Here is a 19,167-nt window from a genome sequence, read left to right as displayed (position 1 = left end):
CCTAATGGAATGACGACCAACTACTCAACCAAACCATCTTTCATCGTAACAATATGGTCAGCATATGACAGCATGTCTTCGTCATGTGTAACTAATAGCGTAGTGATACCCAAAGTTTTGGTCAAATTTTGGATGAGCTCCATGATTTCTTTCGAGCGCTTTGAATCTAAGCTCGCCGTTGGTTCATCGGCAAACAGCATTTTAGGTTTGTGGATAATGGCACGCGCAATCGCCACACGCTGTTTTTCTCCGCCTGACATGGATGCCGGATACGCATCTTTTCTGTGACTCATTCCAATTTGTTCTAGAAGTTCGCGCACTTCTTTTTTTTGCTGCTGTTTGGTTAATTTGGATCCTGACACTTCAAGCATCAATAGCAATTGTTCTTGCGCTGTCAGAAAAGGGACCAAATGTGCGGATTGAAAGATAAAGCCAAACTCACTTGCCCGAATTTCTCGGATTTGTCCTGGATTCATCGCAGTCAAATTTTTACCGTCAAAAATAATTTGACCACCCGTCGCTGGTTGTAGTCCTGCAGCAATGGTTAGTAGCGTACTCTTGCCGGAACCAGAAGCCCCAACAAGTGCGGTAATTTCGCCTTCGTGAAGTGAAAGATCAATGCCTTTCAAGATTTCTTCCGCTATTTCGCCATTGGTAAATGTCTTTCTCACTTCTTGAGCTGTGAAAATGGTCATTTTAAACCTCTCCTTGTTGAATCGCTTGTAGCGGTTCGACTTTTTTAATTTGAATGCCTGATAACGTAGCTCCAATAAACCCGATGATTAAGAATACAATCGATAGCTGAATTGTTACGGTAGCTGTTAAGCTAAATGGCATGCCAGCCGGTGCAAATTGGTTGAAAAGTTGGCTCAGTGTAATTGAAAAGACCAACGCAATTCCTGTAATAAAGAACATCTGCATCCACATCATTTTAAACAAGGTACTGGTTTTCACACCAATGGCTTTCAATATGCCATACAAGCCTATTTTCTGTACATTCATCATATAGAAGAAAATAGCGAACAATAAAGCGCTAATGACTACTAAAAACCAAACAATCATGTTAAGTGATAGTTGTTCGGCACTATAGCTTGGCATAGCCGAAAGAAACTCTTTGTTCGTAAAAGATTGCATGCCAGCAATGGTCGGGTACATGTCACTTTCAGGAACAAATAGCATTTGCATTTCAGTGGTGCGGTACATTTCTTTATAATTGTCCATGTTAATAAAAGCAACAGGGGCATGGCTGTATTTTTGCTGATCGACGAAATCTTTTATAACAAATTCGCCGCTGAATTGGTCATTTGTTAGTGTGTCGCCCACTTGTAAGCCCGCTTCTTCTAATGAGCGATCGAGTACGATTTCGCCTTTTTTCACATCTTCAAACAGTGGGGACTCTGTAGAAGTAACAAACGCAACACTGCGTTGTTTGTCTTCTTCATCATTCAAAAAGCCCATTTGAATGGATAAAGCAACGGCATCTTTGGTTTCTGTTAGCATTTCATCTTGAATCTCTACATCGATACGCGATAAATTATTGGTGCCTTCCGCATCTTCAGCCATGTAAAACTGGCCTTCTGGTAAATCTTTAATAAGTGCTGCATTATCTTGTGAAAGCCCATTTGCTAGTCCTGAAATAATAAATGTTAAAAGGCTAACGAGAAAAACAATTGAACCTAAAATTGCGAACCGTACTTTATTTTTTTTAATTTCTTTCCATGCGATATTCATGATAGCGCCTCCGTTTTCTTTAATAACTTAAGTTTAACGCTCGTAGATGAACGGAAGATGAACAGAGGGTGACAATGATAAAAAAGCCGATTTTCTCTGTAGAAGAGAAAATCGGCTTTTTAAAGTACGGGTCATTCGGACAAAGGGAGTGTTACTTGTACGGTAGTGCCTTCTCCCGGAACACTGGATAGTAGGACCGTTCCGCTATGAAGCTCTACAATTTCTTTTACAATCGCAAGCCCTAAGCCTGACCCTTTTGATGAGCGAGTCCGTGCTTGGTCTGCACGATAAAATCGGTCAAAGGCGTGTTCGACTTCATTTGGGGACATGCCGATGCCTTCGTCTTGAATGGCTAACAGAAGTTGTCCAGAGTGAATACGTAACTGGACATCGATAGAACTTCCGGGTTCACTGTATTTGATGGCATTGGTCAAAAGATTTTCCCAGACGGTTTGAAGAAGAACGGCATTTCCCTTTACAGTCCCTGTTTCTAGTTGCGCTGAAATGCCAATGTCTTTTTCTTCAAAAGCATAGCGCAGGTGCGAAAGGGTTTGCTGAAGTTGCTGGTGTACAGGCACTCTTTCAGATAGCTCTGCAGATTCTGCGTCAAAGGATGCTAAAGTCAGCAATTGCTTTGTGAGTAGAGATAAGCGTGCTGTTTCATCTTGAATAATCGCGGTGTAATGTTCTTTTTCGCTCTTTTGAAGGCCTTCTTTTTGAAGCAAGGCCAGATAACTTTGGATAGTGTGGAGCGGCGATTGAATATCGTGGGAAACGTTATGGACAAATTCTTTGCGTTTTAAGGTGGATTGTTCGATTCGCGAACGCATCGTTAAGAATTGATCAGCCAAACGACCAATTTCATCTTTGCGATGGATAGTGAGCGGCACATCAAACGTTTCCGTTCCCATTTTTTCAGTCGCTTCGGTCAATTTTGTAATCGGTTGTATTAGCAAGCGTGCAACGATCAACATGCCGATAAAACTAAGTAAAATAATGCCTACTGCCAAGCCACCAAACAATAAGTGAAGTTCTTGAAATAGTAATTTAATGTCAGGTCGCATAAAGAGTGCATAGGGCTCACCGTCTAATTCAACTGGAACACCCACTGTGTTTTTCAATTCATTGGCAAAAAAACCAGTAACGAACGTTTCGCGAGGGAACTCACGAATCCCATTAAAGGACTCTCCAGCAAGCACTTGTTGAATATTAGCTAGATCAATTGACTCATCCCGGTAGTCGCCGCCAAAACGTTCTACAGAGTCACCGTTTGTTACATAAAGTTGATAGCCAGCATCGCCAAGCATGGTCAAAGTGGCTTGTGCTCGTTCTGTAGATTCTCCATCTAAAAAATCTGCAAAAGACAACGCAATGGCCATGTTTTTATCATTGTTTTGTTCTTTTAAATGACTGTGATAATAAGCATTCATTCCGAAAAATGCGATGCTGCTACTAACGAGCATTGTCGCGAAAGTAAACCAAATAAATTTGACATAAAGACTCATCCAACAACCTCCAGCTTATAGCCCACGCCTCTGACCGTGACAATCCGAACGTCAGGTGCAAACCGCTCTAAACGCTGACGCAGTCGTTTAATATGAACGCTAATTGTTTGTTCGTCCCCTTGAAAATCAATGCCCCAAACCGACTCAATGATATGGTCTCGGCTTACAACTTGAGGAGATTTTAGAGCGAGAAGTGCCAGTAAGTCAAATTCCTTTAACGGAATAAATAACATCCCGGTAGTTGATCTGATTTCATAGCTTTTTAAATCGATAGTTAAAGAGCCTACAGTTAGTAAGTCGTTTTCAGGATGGTTGTACCGTCGCAAAATAGCTTTGACTCGGTACAAAAGCTCTTTTGCTTCAAACGGCTTGACCAAATAATCGTCAGAACCAGCTGAAAATCCGCGTTCTTTATCTTCGATATGATGTCTAGCTGTTAGTAAAATTACGGGCAACTTATAGTCTGCGCGAAGTATGCGGGTCAGCTCAAAGCCGTCGATGCCTGGCATCATTACGTCAACGACTGCTAAATCGACTGTTTCGGATTCCAAGAGTTGCAAAGCCTGCTCGCCTGAGTTTGCTTCTAGGACTTCATAGCCTGTTTGGCGAAGTTCGGTAGCAACAAAATTCAACATATGCACATCATCATCCACTGCTAATATTCGAATCATTGAAATCAGCCTCCTTGATTTGTATTATACAGTGATTTGGTGAAAGTGCGGATTTAGGAAGAGGGCGCGGTCTTTTCTGTCATCCTCAGTAAAAGATGCTCCACACAAAACAGGGATTGCCTCTGTTTTGTGTGGAGCATCTTTTTGGTAAAGCCTGCATGTTATTTGGTGCATCTACTAATGGATTAACGAAGGGATGCCTACTAGTTGCCAGACCTATTCATAAACTTTATACGCATCGCGATCAATTTTTTTAGCTTCATACAAAGCTAAATCGGCACATTTAATCAATTGTTTTTCACTAGTAGCGTGATCGGGATATAAGGAAATTCCGATGCCTGCGCCCATCGTAATTTTATAGCCGTTAAAAAGAAATGGAGCTTCATATGACGTTAAAATTCGTTTAGCGGTATCAATCGCGGTTTTTACAGAGTCGATATCAGGCAAAATAACAGCCATCTCATCTCCACCTAAACGCGCAGCCGTATCACACGGACGAACGCAAGCTTGTAGGCGCCTAGCCATTTCTTTAATGACGGCATCTCCCGCATCGTGGCCAAATTGGTCATTAATTTGTTTGAACTTACGTCCATCAAGCATCAAAAGGGCGATTTTTTTGCTTGATGGATCAACTTGTAGAAAGGCTTTTTCCAATTTGCTATCAAAATTACGTCGATTAGGAATTCCTGATAAATGGTCATAAAAAGCCATTTTTGCAATTTCACTTTGAAGTTTTTTGCGCTCTGTAACATCTCTAGCAAGTGTAAACAATTGAATCATTTCTCCATTTGAAAAGACCGGATTAAAAGAAACTTCCATCCAAATGTAATGACCATCCCGGTGCAAGTAACGAACGTCTAATGGAATCGGCTTTCCTCCATTAAGAAGAGCCGTAATACGATCTGATAAATGCAAGACGTCTTCTGAATGGATATTTTGAGTAAAGGAGTTCCCAATGTATACGTGATCAGAAAATCCTAGAACTTTTTCGCTAGCAGGAGAGACGTATTCAATTTTTCCAGAAAGATCCATTAGCGTAATGATATCTAATGTATTCTCTGTGATCAATCTGTATTTCTCTTGGCTTTTTTGAAGTTCTTTTTCAATTTTTTTAAGTTCGGATACATTGTTGTATATGATGGTTGCTCCAACGACTTCTTTCCTCTCGTTACGCACAGGTGAATAAGAAGAAATGATATTTAGTAATTTCCCTGACTTGGTTACACGGAGTGTGTCATGCGATTTGACCGTGTCTCCTTTTAAAATTCTTTCCACAATATGATGTTGATCTGACTTCATCCCTTTCGGAATAATAGTCCCTTTACCGGCTATCATTTCTTCTTCTGTAAATTCAAATGTTTCTTCAAATGCGGGATTTACTTTTAAGATATCTCCTTGTGCATCAATATAAAAGATGGGAACTGCGGAATTTTTCCAAAAGATTTCAAGTTCTTCTTTTGTTTTAGTTAAGCTTTGTTGAGCCTGTGTAATTTCAGTGATGTCGGTCACTACGCTATGAATTCCAACCAACTGACCATGTAAGATGAGGGGGATGTTTGTTGCTTGAAGATAAATGAGCTGCCCGTTTTTATGATGGCAAGCAAATTCATAACGCTCGGACTTGTTGTTAGTGATTGTCTCGTGAAAATGATAACTTATTTTTTCTAGTTCATCCGGGATAATCTTGGCTATAAAGGATGTCTCGAGCAATTCCTCTACAGAGTACCCCGTAATATTTTCTGTTCCAGGATTCGCATTCTTTAAACGCCCCTTTTCGTCAAAAACAAAAATTCCGTAAGGATGGTTAGCGACTAGTGATTTATAGCGCTGCTCACTTTCTTGCAAAAGCCACTCTGTTTTTTTCTGTGTGGTAACATTCTTGGCAATCGCATAGACCCCAGTTAACGTTTCTTCAATAACTATAGGAACCGTATTCACTTGAAAAACAACTACTTCATGTTTTTTTGTATAAAGAGTCATTTCAAATTCAATAGGTATTCCTGCTAAAGCCTGTTCGAAATTCAAAAGTGTAGCTACTAATTGGTTTTCGACAGTTAAGGAGAACAAAGATTGAACGAGCAATTCTTCTTTACTAAAGCCGGTAATTTCAATAGCTTTAGCATTGACGTTGACGATTTTCTTTTGCTGGTCGAACTCGAATACAGCATGAATATTGTTTTCAAAAATAGACATTCCTTTTTGTCGTTCTGCATCCAAAGATTGAAGCGTTTCTTGCAGCATATTGTCTTTGTTCCTCTGTTCTGTAATGTCTTTTACGGTGGCTAAAATATAGTGACAGTAGCCGTCTTCTGTCAAGATGGGATTGAGTACAACTTCTCCTAAAATTTCTCCGCTTTCGGTTTCAATACTTTCAATCATTTCGATCGATTTTTGTGAAGCATGAACTTTATGGTAGTACTCAAAATGGATTTGAGCTCGCGCGGGAGATAGGACATCTTCTATGTTTTTGCCAATATCTGTTTGTTGGAGTGAGAGAATTTTGAAAGCAGCTGCATTTGCGTAAACATAACGGAATGTTTCGTGATCTTCGGCTACCAAAAAAATCGCATCTTGCATCAAGTCAAAAAGTTCAGTAGAAAGTAAAGTAGTCTGTTTTGATTTGTCTAAAAAATTTTTCAATTTTCTTGATCTCCCTTCGATACAGAAAGCCACTATTTCAATCAAAATCTATGTAGTGTACTGTGAAAATGCATGATTGGAACAGTTTTTTGACACTTGCAGCTCTAGTCAAGTCGATTGTTGCTATCAGTTGATCGCTACTTAAAAGTAAGTATTTAACATCTTTCTCCAGTTTAGTGGATTAACTAACAACAAGATATAGTTTTCTGAAATATCGCTTTAAGTTATATCGTGTCATGGCAAAGAGAGGAGATTTTCTTTTTCAATTTAGTGGAATGGGGATAACTGAATATAAGTTTATACACTACTAACTATTGAAAGAGTATTCTGTCATTTTATTTGAAACGGAGAGACATTTCCCTTATGATGAAGAGACATCAAGGAGTGCAGGTTCATAGAGCTAAGACCGCATCACAATTTGAGGAGGAACTCATTCATGACAAAAATCGGGATTATTACAGGCAGTACACGACCAGGACGTAATAGCTTGCAAGTTGCTCAGTGGGTGAAAGACATTGCTGATCAGCGTGGAGACGCTGAATACGAAGTAGTGGATTTGGCAGAATTCAAGTTGCCGATGTACGCAGAGCCTATTTCAGCAGCATATAGTCAGGATTACAAAACACCTGAAGCCATTCCGTGGTCGAAAAAAATTGCGGAACTCGATGGCTATGTCTTTATTTGTCCGGAATACAATCACGGTGTAACGTCTGCCTTGAAAAATGCGATCGATTATTTGTATCCGGAATGGAACAACAAAGCAGCAGGAATTGTCAGTTACGGCTCGTCAGGAGGCGTGCGCGCAGCTGAAGCATTACGAGTTATTTTAGCAGAGTTACAAATCGCAACGGTCAGAACCCATCCGGCTATGTCGTTATTCACGGATTTTGTGAAAATGAGTGAGTTCAAACCGGCAGGTCTTCACACAAAATCAGTGACAACCTTGCTTGATCAAGTGAATGCGTGGACCAATGCGTTTGAGCCACTTCGAAATAAAGAATGAATAACTAGTAATAAAAAAGAGTGATCTGAATTTTTGGATTTCTTTTCTTCTGCTGTATGACAGATTTAAACGTTGAGGTGAATCAGAAATTATAAGTAGCAAAAGGTTTAGTAGATTTGAGGATAGCAACATCAGCCAAGTTTATTTTATTGATTTTGGTGAAGTTCTTTCTGGTTAGTGATTCTTTTGCTTCATCTAATCTATAATGTAGTGTCACTCATTGTTTGCTAATTTACTAAAAAATGCCATAGAACTTATACGATGGCTTACTGATCGATCGCTAGTTATTTGGTGCTTGCTCCTATCAGTGCGTGCAGATAGAGTCTTTAAAAGAATTTTTTTAGACACATTTACTAGTTGGACATACGGGCTCAAGGTGCTATACTAATATCACAACTCAATAGACTTTGACATCACGTCAAAGGGGAGTAGCTATAGGGAAACCTATTTCACAGTCGTCAATACATGGTTCGTAGCCATCGGTTGTGATAGCAAAATTTTGCTTAGCGAGACCTTTGCCTTTTATTAGGCAAGGGTCTTTTTTGTTGTCAAAAAATAAGAGGAGGCTGAAAGATGGAAGCGATTTTATTGGAGTATGTATGGGTGTTACTGGTGTTGGTGGCGTTGGAAGGGTTGTTAGCTGCGGATAACGCAGTCGTTATGGCGGTAATGGTCAAGCATTTACCGGAAAAACAACAGAAAAAAGCGTTGTTTTATGGATTAGTAGGAGCATTTGTTTTCCGATTTGCAGCTTTGTTTATGATTACACTATTGGTAAACGTATGGCAGATTCAAGCGTTAGGTGCTGCGTATTTACTGTTTATCGCGTTTAAGCATATTTATGATCAGCGAAAAAGAAAAGATCATAGCCTTGAACCAGAGGCGACAAAAGGTTCCGGTTTTTGGATGACTGTATTGAAAGTTGAACTAGCGGACATTGCGTTTGCGATTGACTCAATGCTAGCAGCTGTTGCATTGGCGATTACTTTGCCTCATTTGGAGTTGTTCGGTGTCAGTGAAATTGGCGGCATTAACTCGGGTCAGTTCGCGGTCATGTTGGCAGGCGGACTAGTTGGACTCGTTATAATGCGGTTTGCTGCCCACAAATTCGTCAAACTCTTAGCCGATTATCCGCAGTTAGAAACAACTGCTTTCATCATTGTTGGTTGGGTAGGTGTTAAGTTGACGGTACTTACACTAGGACATGAAAAGCTCGGGATTATCCCATATGATTTTGCTCATTCTACAGAGTGGAAACTTATTTTCTGGGGAGTGCTGCTTGGAATCGTTGCAGTAGGTGCATTAATAAGTATCAAAAAGAAAAAAGAACAGCAAGCATAAAAGCAGTATCCAAAAGGCCGCATGTATGTTAAATCTAAGGGAAAAAGTCCATTTAAATATGTTGCTATAGTAATCACCTACTTAAGAGATGAGGAAATAAGTTGAAAAAAGAAGTTGTTATTATTGGACTGGGCAGATTTGGGACAAGCATGTGCCGAGAGTTAAACCGATTAGGACATGACATACTCGCTATTGATACAGATGAAGAGAAAGTCAATGAAGTCTCGGATTGTACGACTCAAGCCGTTATAGCAAATGCCACAGATGAAAATGTATTGACATCATTAGGAGTGCGCAATTTTGAACACGCCGTTGTAGCAATTGGAGATAATCTTCAATCTAGTGTGTTATGTACGTTAATCCTCAAGGAAATGGGGATTTCAACTATCTGGGTCAAAGCCAGAGACTTGCAGCATCAAAAAATTCTTGAGAAGGTGGGGGCAGACCGAGTGATTCAACCAGAATACGAGATGGGAGTGCGTATGGCACATCACTTAAACTCTGAAAAAATCATTGATTATATTAATCTTTCGGAGGAATATAGCATCATCGAATTGGTCGCTCCCCCGTCTATTTCAGGAAAAACCTTGTTTCAGCTTGATATTCGTGCCAAGTTTAATTGCACGGTACTGGCGATTAAACGTTTTGAAGATGTCAACATTGCCCCGAGTCCAGAAGACGAGATTGTCAAAGGAAATATTCTGGTCTTGATGGGCCATAAAGATGATTTAAAGCAATTTGAGGAAAAAGGACTGTCATAGCTTTCCCCTGTTTGGTTTTATAAAGAGACGGCTAAACAAAGGTCACGAACAGTAAGCTAAAGCGACTTTCTTAACGTATAGTGATGAGTTGGAATTATCGTCTTGAGTAATGGCGTATGGTTGTGTCGAAGGAAACGCTAGAGAAGTCATAGCAAAAGAGGGAGCTCAGTTCAGTCATGCTGGAGTTCCTTCTTTTTTGTGTAAATAGCTAGGTTCATAAAGTCGTAAGAATTACCGCATAATGCAAGAACCAACTTTGCTATAGTAAGGAGGAGAGGAGAGATACTATGAGAGTTCCATTTTTTGTGATTATGGTGGCTTTACTAGGGTTACTAGCAGGATGTACGGAGGAACCATCGCTAACCGAAGCTGAAGTAAAGGAGTTAGTGTCTGACTTAAGTGGGAGTGACAAAGTCAGTGCAGCTTCGATAGATGATCAAGAACTAACGGTTGAAGACGAGGGAGAAACAGTTGTCTATCCGTTATCCGGAGAAGAGTTTTTTGTTTCAATCGCACCTTATGAGACATACACACATCCTTGTGAAATTCATAGTTTGACGGGATGCCAAGGAGAGCTAGCAGAAAAAGAAATGACGGTAAAGATTATAGATGATCAAGGAGAAGTTTATGTAGACGAGGTGATGACAACGCCGGCAAACGGGTTTATCGACCTCTGGTTGCCTCGTGACCGAACATACACAATTGAAATTGAAGCAGAAGGTAAAAAGGGAGAGATTGGCTTTTCTACATTTGCAGGCGATCCTACTTGTTTAACCGATTTACTGCTGAGCTAAGTTGAAAGTTCACTAGTATAACTTCCTTTAACATTGTGCTTGGTGTCTTGAAAAAATTGGCATGAATTACACGACCATAATGAGTTGAGAGACTTATAAAATACTGTCATTAGGCTGTTTGCGCTCTGGATTTTATGGGCGCAAGCAGCCTAATTTTTGGGGATCGGATTTGCATTCGCGTACTTCTGTAGATGATCGTTGGAAAAGGCAAAGGGTGGTTCATCTTTTTTGACTCCATTAAAGTAGACATCAGCCTATTCTGTAGTAGGCAAAAAGAGCTACACTCAAGAAGTCATTTTTCATGACCTTATAGGACAGCCTTTTTAAATTAAAGCTTTAGCATTCTGTAACCAACACGTACATGGGTCTGAATGTATTTTGGATCTGAAGGATTTTCTTCGATTTTTTTTCGTAAAGTGGCCATAAATACACGCAAACTCGGAACGTCAGATTGAGATACATGCTTCCAAACTTCTTTTAATAGAAAGTTATGCGTCAACACTTTTCCTACATTTTTGGAAAGTACAATCAGTAATTTATATTCAATCGGAGTTAAGTGAATTTCTTGCCCATCGATAAAAACGGTATTTGCTAAGTAATCAATACATAAATCACCATTTTTGAACAACGGTTGTTCGTTCTCATAGTTGCGTTCAATCGTATTTCTTCTAAGAGCCACACGAATACGAGCTAAAAGTTCATCAACGCTAAACGGTTTTGTTACATAATCATCTGCGCCTGCGTCAAGCGCATTTATCTTGTCATGGTCTTCTCCTCGAGCGCTTACTATAATGATTGGTGTTTGTGACCAGCTTCGGACTTTATGAATCACATCAATTCCATCCAAGTCAGGCAGCCCAAGATCTAGAATAATAAGGTTTGGTTGAATGGAGAGCACCTTTTGCAGTGCAGACTCACCATTAGTTGCAATTTCATGTTCATATCCATTCACTGTTAATGTCATTTTAATTAAATTTGCAATTGCAACATCATCTTCTACCACAAGAATTCGTTTATTCATCGTCATTAATGTCTCCTTTTTTTAGCATAAAACTAAAAATAGTACCTGTTGGATGATTGTCCAATACCGTCAATTGACTACCGTGTACGTGTAGGATTGACTGACATAATGCTAATCCAAGTCCAAGTCCTCTACCACTGTCACTTCGATGTATTTTTCCTGTAGTAAAAGGTTCAAATAGTATGGATTTCAATGTGTCGTCAATACCTTGTCCAGTGTCACTAACAGTAATTTGAATATCATCATCAATTTCCTCAGCTTTTAAACTTATTTCAGTGCCTACAGGTGTGTACTTTAATGCATTATCAATGAGATTAATTAGTACTTGGATGAGCAGCCTAGCATCCATCATCGCGATTGCTAATGCAGGCTCGACTTGGCATGAAATACGGTGTGTGGTTTTGTTGTGAACTACATGTAAAAGAGCTTCTTGCATAATATCTTGCATAATCTCAGGCTGCATTTCAATCGCGAGTTTCCCCTCATCCAATCGAGATACAGCTAGTAAATTTTCAACTAACTGCACGAGCCATTTTGAATTGCTGTAAATATCATTATACAACTGATTTTTTTGTTCATCGGTAATTTTGTTTGAGCTAGTCAATAATATATCTGCGTTGCCTGAAATACTTGTTAAAGGCGTACGCAAATCATGTGAAATCCCACGCAATAAATTAGCCCTCATTTGCTCTAGTTCTGCTTCTCGTTTTACTTCTTCGGTCGCTTTTTGCAAATACCATTTATCTAGTGCAAACGCAAAATCATTGAGAATAGCATTTAAAATATGACGTTCAAAAGCGGGTAGTGGCACTTCAATGGGTAGTAAAATACCGAGGACGCCTTTAACACTTTCACCAGAAAAAAATGGAACATAATAAGCGCTCGCTTCAGGAAACGTATCAGTTGTCATACCTGCTTGTTGGTTATTATTTGCTACCCACGTTATTACACCACGCTCGTTGGCATTATGGAATTTGGAGAGTAGCTCCTTATTTTCCTGAGCTGTTAAGACGTCAGAAGACGAAGCTACTGAATGTGTGATGAGTTCGTTTGCAATTTCACAAAAAATAACAGGTCGTTCGATGAGTTTTACAACTTGAGACATTCCTTCTGTAATAATCTCTTCTAGCGATTTTGCATAGTTTAATTTGCGACTTGTTTCTAACAATACTTCCGTTCGGTAGGACTTGCGTATCGCTTCCCTAGCCTGTTTTTTTACTTTCCGTGTCAAACTGCTTGTGATAAAACCAGATATGAACATGATGGGAAACGTCATTGCGTAATCCCGATGATATGCTTCAAACGAAAATCTGGGTTCAGTAAATAAAAAATTGAAAAGTAATACGGCAATTAGCGAACTGACTATGCTGACCATCCACCCACTTGACCACAAGGCGAGTACTAACACTCCTAAAATATAAATAGTAATAATATTCGATTCACCTACGCCAAATGTAAAGAAAAGCAAACCGATTGCTGATACCGCAATAAAAATTACTATCATCTTTAATAAGTCGTTCCAGTCAAGTGAAAACTGTGGCTTTACAGGAAGAAAACCTTTTGGTTCTTGATGTTCATCTACGACAATGAACATCGCCAAGTTAGGCGCGTACTTACTAATCTGATCAGCTATTTTGAAATTTGTAGACCACCATCGATTTTTAGTTACCGACTTCCCTATTACTAAATTTGTTACACCACTCATCCGTGCATAGTTTGCGATAGTCGCAGCGACATCATCTGCTTGCATACTGACAACGCGCCCGCCAAGCTGTTCTACTAATTTGCTATGTTCTTGAATTCGTTGTGAGTCTGAAGGATAAGACCGATCATTATCATCTTTTTGTACATATATAGCGGTGAAGTTCCCGTGAAGGGCTTGGGCAAGTCGTGCTGCTGACCGTATCACTTTAGGATTAGTAGACGAGCTACTTATACCGACTAATATATGTTCTTCTATATGCCCGCTGGTCCCGAATGAACCCGCTTCGTGAGCCGTTCGACGATAAACGGTATCTGCTGTACGACGAAGTGCAATTTCTCGAAGTGCAACAAGATTTTTTCTTTGAAAAAAGTGATCCATTGCGTATTTGATTTGTTCAGATTTATAAATTTTCCCCTCTATTAATCGCTGTATCAGATCATCTGGTTCAATATCGACAAGCTTAATCTGAGAGGCATTGTCAATCATGAAATCTGGAATACGCTCGCGCACATTGACTCCAGTAATCTCTTCGACCAAATCGTGAAGACTTTCAATATGTTGAATGTTAACGGTGGTATAAACATCAATGCCTTGTGCTAATAATTCGTTTACATCGCCGAAGCGCTTTAAGTGACGCATCGTTGGAACATTACTATGTGCTAACTCATCTATCACTACAATTGAAGGCTTTCTTTTAAGAATTGTATCGATATCGAGTTCTTTGAAGGTCTTTTCTTTGTAGTCGATTTTAATTGGTGGTATGGATTCAAGACCGTTGAGTAAAGCTGTGGTTTCTGGTCGGATATGTGGCTCAATATAGCCAATTATTACATCTATTCCAAGCGCTTTTGCATGATGCGCAGCATCTAGCATTGCGTAGGTCTTACCAACACCTGCCGCATACCCAAGAAATATTTTTAACTTTCCTTTTTCTGAGTCCATCTGCTGTTGTTTGATTTTTGCTAAGATTTCTTCTGGATTCGGCCGGTTGTCTTCCATCAGTCTTCACCTCTTCTTGATTATACCGCCAACTATCATTAAGACAGTATTAAGATTGGCATCTTAATACTGTCTTAATACAATTTGTCTTTCTCTAACGCTACGTTAATTTAACAAGCAGTATGATGAAAATAATTACTAAGTAGAAAGGGTGATAGATGTGATGGATGTTTATATGGTCGCTTTACTCAGCATTTGCTTTACTAGTCTCTACGGTTTTACTAATTGGTGTTATCAGAAAGAAAATAAGTAGGAGGAGATTTTATGTGGGTTGTTATCCTCATTATCGTTGGATTGTTTGTCTATTTAGGTCATGCATTACTCTACCCAGAAAAATAGTAATAAGCCAATAGGAGGTTAAGAAAATGTGGCAAATCGCTTTCGTATTACTTATCTATCTACCTATGGTCGTGTTAATAGGCCATTATTTATACCATGTAACAATGCGCGAAAAAACATGGTTAGATCCGGTTATGGATCGTATCGATGGAGTTATTTACAAAATTTCTGGTGTTAAGCAAAATAATATGACTGGTAAACAATATGTGCTGGCACTCATTCTTTCGAATGCGCTCATGGTATTTATCGGTTATATTGTACTGCGTATTCAGTCAGTCTTATTTTTAAATCCAAATGAAATTACTAATATGGAAGCAACGTTATCATTTAATACGATTATCTCCTTCATTACCAATACAAACCTACAACATTATAGCGGTGAATCAGGACTAAGTTATTTGTCTCAAATGCTTGTTATTACATTTCTGATGTTCACTTCTGCAGCAACGGGTTACGCGGCGTGCATGGCATTCTGTCGACGTTTAGTAGCAAAAAAAGATACACTCGGCAATTTTTTTGTCGATATGGTACGTGTAATCACTCGAGTGTTACTGCCGATTTCATTTATTGTTTCAATGATTTTAGTGTTCCAGGGTACACCGCAAACTTTTAAAGCAAACGAAACTGTTCAAACTATTGAAGGAAAGATGCAAGATCTTGCCCTTGGGCCTGTGGCATCTTTAGAATCTATCAAACACGTTGGTACAAACGGCGGCGGTTTTTACGGTGCCAATTCAACGACGCCATTTGAAAACCCGACTGTGTTAACAAATATTATTGAAATATTATCTATGATGATACTGCCAGGGGCATGCGTTATTGCGTTTGGCTTAATGGTTGCAGCTCGACGTAAGAGAGCCTTAATTGGAAAGCAAGGAATGGTTATTTTTGCTGCGATGGGAATCTTATTTCTGGCTGGCTTAACTGCTTGTTATATGGCAGAGCGTGAAGGAAATCCAATCATTAGTTCACTCGGTATTACTCAGGAACTGGGTAGTATGGAGGGGAAGGAAATGCGTTTTGGTGTTGCACAATCGGCTTTATTTACTACCGTAACAACGGCTTTTACAACAGGTACTGTAAATAATATGCATGATACGTTAACGCCAATTGGAGGTATGGTTGCGTTATTTAATATGATGCTTAACGTTGTGTTTGGAGGTAAAGGTGTTGGGTTGATGAATATGATGATGTATGTCTTGCTGACAATTTTTATTGCTTGTCTGATGATTGGACGCACGCCGCAGTTTTTAGGTAAGAAAATTGAGGAGAAAGAAATGAAGTTAATCGCGCTGTGTATTTTAATTCATCCGGCAATTATCTTAAGTTTCTCAGCAATTGCAATTTCGACTACGGCAGGTATCGCAGGTATTACAAATCCAGGTGCACACGGGTTGTCACAAATTCTTTATGAGTACGCCTCTTCTTCAGCAAATAATGGTTCTGGCTTTGAAGGATTAGCGGATAATTCAACGTTTTGGAATGTGACAACGGGCTTAGCGATGTTTTTTGGTCGTTATCTTTCAATTATTATTCAACTGGCTATTGCTTCTATGCTTGCGACTAAGTTACTACACAGTGAAACGGCTGGAACATTAAAAACAGATAACGTAATGTTTGCATTCATGCTGATTTCAATTGTACTAATGATTGGTGCTTTGACATTTTTACCGGCTTTGGCACTCGGTCCAATTACAGAACACTTGCAAATACGTTCTTGACGAGGAGAGACAACGATGGAGACTGTATCTAAAAAAAGTTTTATCACAAGTGAAATTATGAAAAGTTCCATTATAGCAGCTTTTAAAAAGTTAAATCCCGTTTATATGGTGAAAAATCCGGTAATGTTCGTAGTTGAAATCGGTTTTATTTTTGTTCTTGTATTAACTATTTTTCCCGCTTTATTAGAGGATAGTAGCGTTCAGTATGCACGTCTTTATAACGCGCTCGTTGCGGCTATTTTGTTTATCACAATTCTCTTCGCAAATTTTGCTGAAGCAATTGCGGAAGGTCGAGGTAAGGCTCAAGTACAGACACTTAAGAAGACAAAAACAAGTACAGATGCACGTGTCGTGATGGCTGATGGTACGCATCTTATGAAACAAGCTGAAGATCTTAAAAAGGGAGATGTTGTCTTAGTAAAGACTGGTGAAATCATTCCTAACGATGGTGAGGTAGTGGATGGAATTGCCACTGTTGATGAATCTGCAATCACTGGTGAATCTGCTCCGGTAGTGAAGGAGCGTGGTGGAGACTTTTCATCAGTTACCGGTGGTACGACTATAACAAGTGACTGGTTAAAAGTTGAAATCACTTCGTTACCAGGAGAATCGTTTCTAGACAAGATGATTGCGTTAATCGAGGGAGCAAAGCGTAAAAAAACGCCAAATGAAATTGCATTAAATACATTATTAGTCAGTTTAACTATTATCTTTTTACTAGTTGTAGTCACACTTTACCCTATGACCATCTATTTAGATGTTGATATCCCCATTTCAACACTTATTGCGTTAGTCGTTTGTTTAATACCAACAACAATCGGTGGGCTATTATCGGCAATTGGAATTGCAGGTATGGATCGCGTGACGCAATTTAATGTAATTGCAATGTCAGGAAAAGCTGTGGAAGCCTGTGGAGATGTAGATACTTTGATTTTAGATAAGACGGGGACAATTACTTATGGAAATCGTCAAGCTTCAGAGTTTTTGCCAGTACAGGGTATTGATCGGAAAAAACTTCTACGTGCTGCATGGCTAAGTTCACTAAAAGATGATACACCGGAAGGTAAATCCATTTTAACTCTTGCAACTACATTAGGTATTGAAAAAAATGATGAAAAAAAACTTGTCGAAACGAGCACTCACGTAGCATTTACAGCCCAGACGCGTATAAGTGGGATAGATTTAGAGAATGGTCAAAAAATTCGGAAAGGCGCTTACGATTCAATGAAAAAAATGAGTGATGCTGCCAATCAAGTGATACCGAAAGACTTGGAGGGCATCGTTCAACAAGTATCATCTCTTGGTGGAACCCCGTTAGTAGTTGCCATAGATGAAAAAATACTGGGCGTCATTTATTTAAAAGATGTTGTGAAATCTGGTTTAAAAGAACGCTTTGAACTACTACGCGCGATGGGTATTAAAACCATCATGTGCACCGGGGATAATCCATTGACAGCAGCCACAATTGCAAAAGAAGCAGGTGTTGATAGTTTTGTTGCAGAAAGCAAACCTGAAGACAAAATCAATTTGATTAAAGAAGAGCAAGCGCTTGGAAAGGTTGTCGCTATGACTGGTGACGGTACAAATGATGCACCTGCACTTGCGCAAGCCAATGTTGGATTAGCGATGAATTCTGGAACAAATGCGGCCAAAGAAGCGGCAAATATGGTTGATTTAGACTCGAATCCAACCAAAATTATTGAAGTTGTAGAAATCGGAAAGCAATTGCTAATGACTAGAGGTGCATTGACAACTTTTAGTATTGCCAATGACGTTGCAAAATACTTTGCAATCCTACCAGCGATGCTAATGGTAGCGATTCCAGAGATGGACGTCTTAAATATTATGCATTTAAATTCACCAACAAGTGCGATTATCTCCGCATTGTTATTTAACGCAATCATCATTCCATTGCTCATCCCTATTGCGTTAAAAGGTGTTTCTTACAAACCCATGAGTACAGAGAAATTATTAACTAGGAACTTGCTACGTTACGGTCTAGGTGGGGTTATTGCGCCTTTTGTGGGTATTAAATTGCTTGATATACTGACAAGTCCTATTTTAACTATGATGAATTTATAGGAGGTAGATGAAATGAGAGGACTTTTTGAATATACAAAACAAGCCATGTTTATAACGTGTTCGTTGTTCATCTTATGCGGGCTAGTTTATCCATTTGCAGTCACTGGTGTTGCGCAAGTGTTTTTCAAACAACAAGCAAACGGTAATTTAATACAGGTTGACGATAAAGTAGTGGGATCTAAAAATGTGGGACAAGCGTTCACAAATCCAGCTTATTTTTCAGGTCGGATATCTGCAATTAATTACAATGTTTATACAAAAGAAGATACCTTACCGGATGTAAATGGCGACATAGCTTTTGGAGGTGTTAGCTCGGGAACATATAATTATGGACCTTCTAATCCAGAACTGGAGAAACGAATTGAAACAGACATAGTCGCATTTTTGAATGCTAATCCAGATGTAAAACGCGAGCAAATTCCAGCAGATTTGATGACTGCCTCTGGGTCGGGTCTTGATCCTCATATTAGTATTGAAGCTGCACAGATTCAAGTGAGCCGAGTAGCACAAGCAAGTGGATTATCTATAAAGGAAATAAATACGATTGTGCTGGACAATACTGAAAATAAAGTATTGGGATTATTGGGTGAAGATAAGATGAATGTTTTAGGGTCAAATATAGCTATTTTTCAAAAAATAAATGAAAAATAATCTTTTTGCTAGCGGTTCATAAAAATCAGTACAAAGTATAAGTTGTTAAAGAGCATCTAATGTAACTTAAAAAGATGCTCTTTTTCTTTTATGTATAGTTTCGATTGTTCTCAACTACCAACCTGAATCATTTTTTTATATCACAGCAGAACCAATTAAACATCAAAAAGAAAAGCCAACTCAACTAGTTGACACCCCAAAAA

15 protein-coding genes are annotated in these 19,167 nt (G+C 39.1%); 8 read left to right on the top strand and 7 right to left on the bottom strand.

The features are described from left to right. Window positions 1-20: 20 nt before the first annotated feature. From AJGP001_RS15935 to AJGP001_RS15915, 5 genes are all read right to left on the bottom strand, one after another. Window positions 21-695 carry an ABC transporter ATP-binding protein gene (locus AJGP001_RS15935; protein WP_071152762.1) on the bottom strand — a complete coding sequence of 225 codons (675 nt, stop codon included), beginning with the start codon at window positions 693-695 and terminating at the stop codon, window positions 21-23. A gap of 1 nt (window position 696) precedes the next feature. Beyond that, entirely contained in the window at window positions 697-1,731 is a 1,035-nt protein-coding gene (locus tag AJGP001_RS15930; protein WP_078080764.1) for an ABC transporter permease, read from the bottom strand. A 131-nt stretch (window positions 1,732-1,862) separates the two neighbouring features. Further along, window positions 1,863-3,236, bottom strand: coding sequence for a sensor histidine kinase (locus AJGP001_RS15925; RefSeq protein WP_078080763.1), 1,374 nt, complete (start codon window positions 3,234-3,236; stop codon window positions 1,863-1,865). Further along, on the bottom strand, window positions 3,233-3,907 hold the full coding sequence (locus AJGP001_RS15920; RefSeq protein ID WP_078080762.1) for a response regulator transcription factor: 675 nt from the start codon (window positions 3,905-3,907) through the stop codon (window positions 3,233-3,235). The genes AJGP001_RS15925 and AJGP001_RS15920 overlap by 4 nt, the downstream gene beginning before the upstream one ends. 216 nt (window positions 3,908-4,123) lie before the next feature. Next, a complete protein-coding gene (locus tag AJGP001_RS15915; RefSeq protein ID WP_245830218.1) occupies window positions 4,124-6,547 on the bottom strand; it encodes a PAS domain S-box protein in 2,424 nt (807 codons plus the stop codon). Between the two features lie 436 nt (window positions 6,548-6,983). On the opposite strand from AJGP001_RS15915, the gene AJGP001_RS15910 reads away from it, so the two are divergent. The 4 genes from AJGP001_RS15910 to AJGP001_RS15895 all read left to right on the top strand — a co-directional run bounded on the left by AJGP001_RS15910 (window position 6,984) and on the right by AJGP001_RS15895 (window position 10,446). Next, window positions 6,984-7,550 (top strand): NADPH-dependent FMN reductase, encoded by a 567-nt coding sequence (locus AJGP001_RS15910; protein WP_071152760.1) that lies wholly within the window; start codon window positions 6,984-6,986, stop codon window positions 7,548-7,550. A 573-nt stretch (window positions 7,551-8,123) separates the two neighbouring features. Further along, a complete protein-coding gene (locus AJGP001_RS15905; protein ID WP_071152759.1) occupies window positions 8,124-8,891 on the top strand; it encodes a TerC family protein in 768 nt (255 codons plus the stop codon). Window positions 8,892-8,992: 101 nt separating this feature from the next. Continuing rightward, on the top strand, window positions 8,993-9,652 hold the full coding sequence (locus AJGP001_RS15900) for a potassium channel family protein (RefSeq protein WP_071152758.1): 660 nt from the start codon (window positions 8,993-8,995) through the stop codon (window positions 9,650-9,652). A 287-nt stretch (window positions 9,653-9,939) separates the two neighbouring features. Next, entirely contained in the window at window positions 9,940-10,446 is a 507-nt protein-coding gene (locus AJGP001_RS15895) for a CueP family metal-binding protein (RefSeq protein ID WP_071152757.1), read from the top strand. A 328-nt stretch (window positions 10,447-10,774) separates the two neighbouring features. On the opposite strand, the gene AJGP001_RS15890 is transcribed toward AJGP001_RS15895, so the two are convergent. Beyond that, complete coding sequence (locus tag AJGP001_RS15890; RefSeq protein WP_071152962.1) at window positions 10,775-11,467, bottom strand: response regulator transcription factor; 693 nt, start codon at window positions 11,465-11,467, stop codon at window positions 10,775-10,777. Beyond that, window positions 11,460-14,171 carry a sensor histidine kinase gene (locus AJGP001_RS15885; RefSeq protein WP_078080761.1) on the bottom strand — a complete coding sequence of 904 codons (2,712 nt, stop codon included), beginning with the start codon at window positions 14,169-14,171 and terminating at the stop codon, window positions 11,460-11,462. Before AJGP001_RS15885 ends, AJGP001_RS15890 begins: the two co-directional genes overlap by 8 nt. Window positions 14,172-14,435: 264 nt before the next feature. Here AJGP001_RS15885 and kdpF point away from each other — a divergent pair, with 264 nt between their 5' ends. The 4 genes from kdpF to kdpC are packed head-to-tail and all read left to right on the top strand — an operon-like array spanning window position 14,436 to window position 18,964. Then, window positions 14,436-14,510 (top strand): K(+)-transporting ATPase subunit F, encoded by a 75-nt coding sequence (kdpF, locus tag AJGP001_RS17795; protein WP_078080859.1) that lies wholly within the window; start codon window positions 14,436-14,438, stop codon window positions 14,508-14,510. 26 nt (window positions 14,511-14,536) lie between these two features. Next, on the top strand, window positions 14,537-16,231 hold the full coding sequence (gene kdpA / locus AJGP001_RS15875) for a potassium-transporting ATPase subunit KdpA (RefSeq protein WP_071152756.1): 1,695 nt from the start codon (window positions 14,537-14,539) through the stop codon (window positions 16,229-16,231). A gap of 15 nt (window positions 16,232-16,246) precedes the next feature. Continuing rightward, window positions 16,247-18,313: a potassium-transporting ATPase subunit KdpB gene (gene kdpB / locus AJGP001_RS15870; protein ID WP_071152755.1), complete on the top strand. Its 2,067-nt coding sequence runs from the start codon at window positions 16,247-16,249 to the stop codon at window positions 18,311-18,313. A gap of 12 nt (window positions 18,314-18,325) precedes the next feature. Beyond that, entirely contained in the window at window positions 18,326-18,964 is a 639-nt protein-coding gene (gene kdpC, locus AJGP001_RS15865) for a potassium-transporting ATPase subunit KdpC (protein WP_058384120.1), read from the top strand. Window positions 18,965-19,167 lie beyond the last annotated feature (203 nt).

Origin of the sequence: Planococcus faecalis (assembly GCF_002009235.1) — a bacterium.
Lineage (GTDB): Bacteria > Bacillota > Bacilli > Bacillales_A > Planococcaceae > Planococcus > Planococcus kocurii.
Note: the sequence above shows the minus strand (reverse complement) of the source record. Positions and strands in the feature narration are given on the sequence as shown.

Excerpts from the sequence above, each read along its gene's own strand:
- AJGP001_RS15935 (WP_071152762.1), bottom strand. The coding sequence starts at position 695 with ATGACCATTTTCACAGCTCAAGAAGTGAGAAAGACATTTACCAATGGC.
- AJGP001_RS15930 (WP_078080764.1), bottom strand. The coding sequence starts at position 1,731 with ATGAATATCGCATGGAAAGAAATTAAAAAAAATAAAGTACGGTTCGCA.
- AJGP001_RS15925 (WP_078080763.1), bottom strand. The coding sequence starts at position 3,236 with ATGAGTCTTTATGTCAAATTTATTTGGTTTACTTTCGCGACAATGCTC.
- AJGP001_RS15920 (WP_078080762.1), bottom strand. The coding sequence starts at position 3,907 with ATGATTCGAATATTAGCAGTGGATGATGATGTGCATATGTTGAATTTT.
- AJGP001_RS15910 (WP_071152760.1), top strand. The coding sequence starts at position 6,984 with ATGACAAAAATCGGGATTATTACAGGCAGTACACGACCAGGACGTAAT.
- AJGP001_RS15905 (WP_071152759.1), top strand. The coding sequence starts at position 8,124 with ATGGAAGCGATTTTATTGGAGTATGTATGGGTGTTACTGGTGTTGGTG.
- AJGP001_RS15895 (WP_071152757.1), top strand. The coding sequence starts at position 9,940 with ATGAGAGTTCCATTTTTTGTGATTATGGTGGCTTTACTAGGGTTACTA.
- AJGP001_RS15890 (WP_071152962.1), bottom strand. The coding sequence starts at position 11,467 with ATGAATAAACGAATTCTTGTGGTAGAAGATGATGTTGCAATTGCAAAT.
- AJGP001_RS15885 (WP_078080761.1), bottom strand. The coding sequence starts at position 14,171 with ATGGAAGACAACCGGCCGAATCCAGAAGAAATCTTAGCAAAAATCAAA.
- kdpA (WP_071152756.1), top strand. The coding sequence starts at position 14,537 with ATGTGGCAAATCGCTTTCGTATTACTTATCTATCTACCTATGGTCGTG.
- kdpB (WP_071152755.1), top strand. The coding sequence starts at position 16,247 with ATGGAGACTGTATCTAAAAAAAGTTTTATCACAAGTGAAATTATGAAA.
- kdpC (WP_058384120.1), top strand. The coding sequence starts at position 18,326 with ATGAGAGGACTTTTTGAATATACAAAACAAGCCATGTTTATAACGTGT.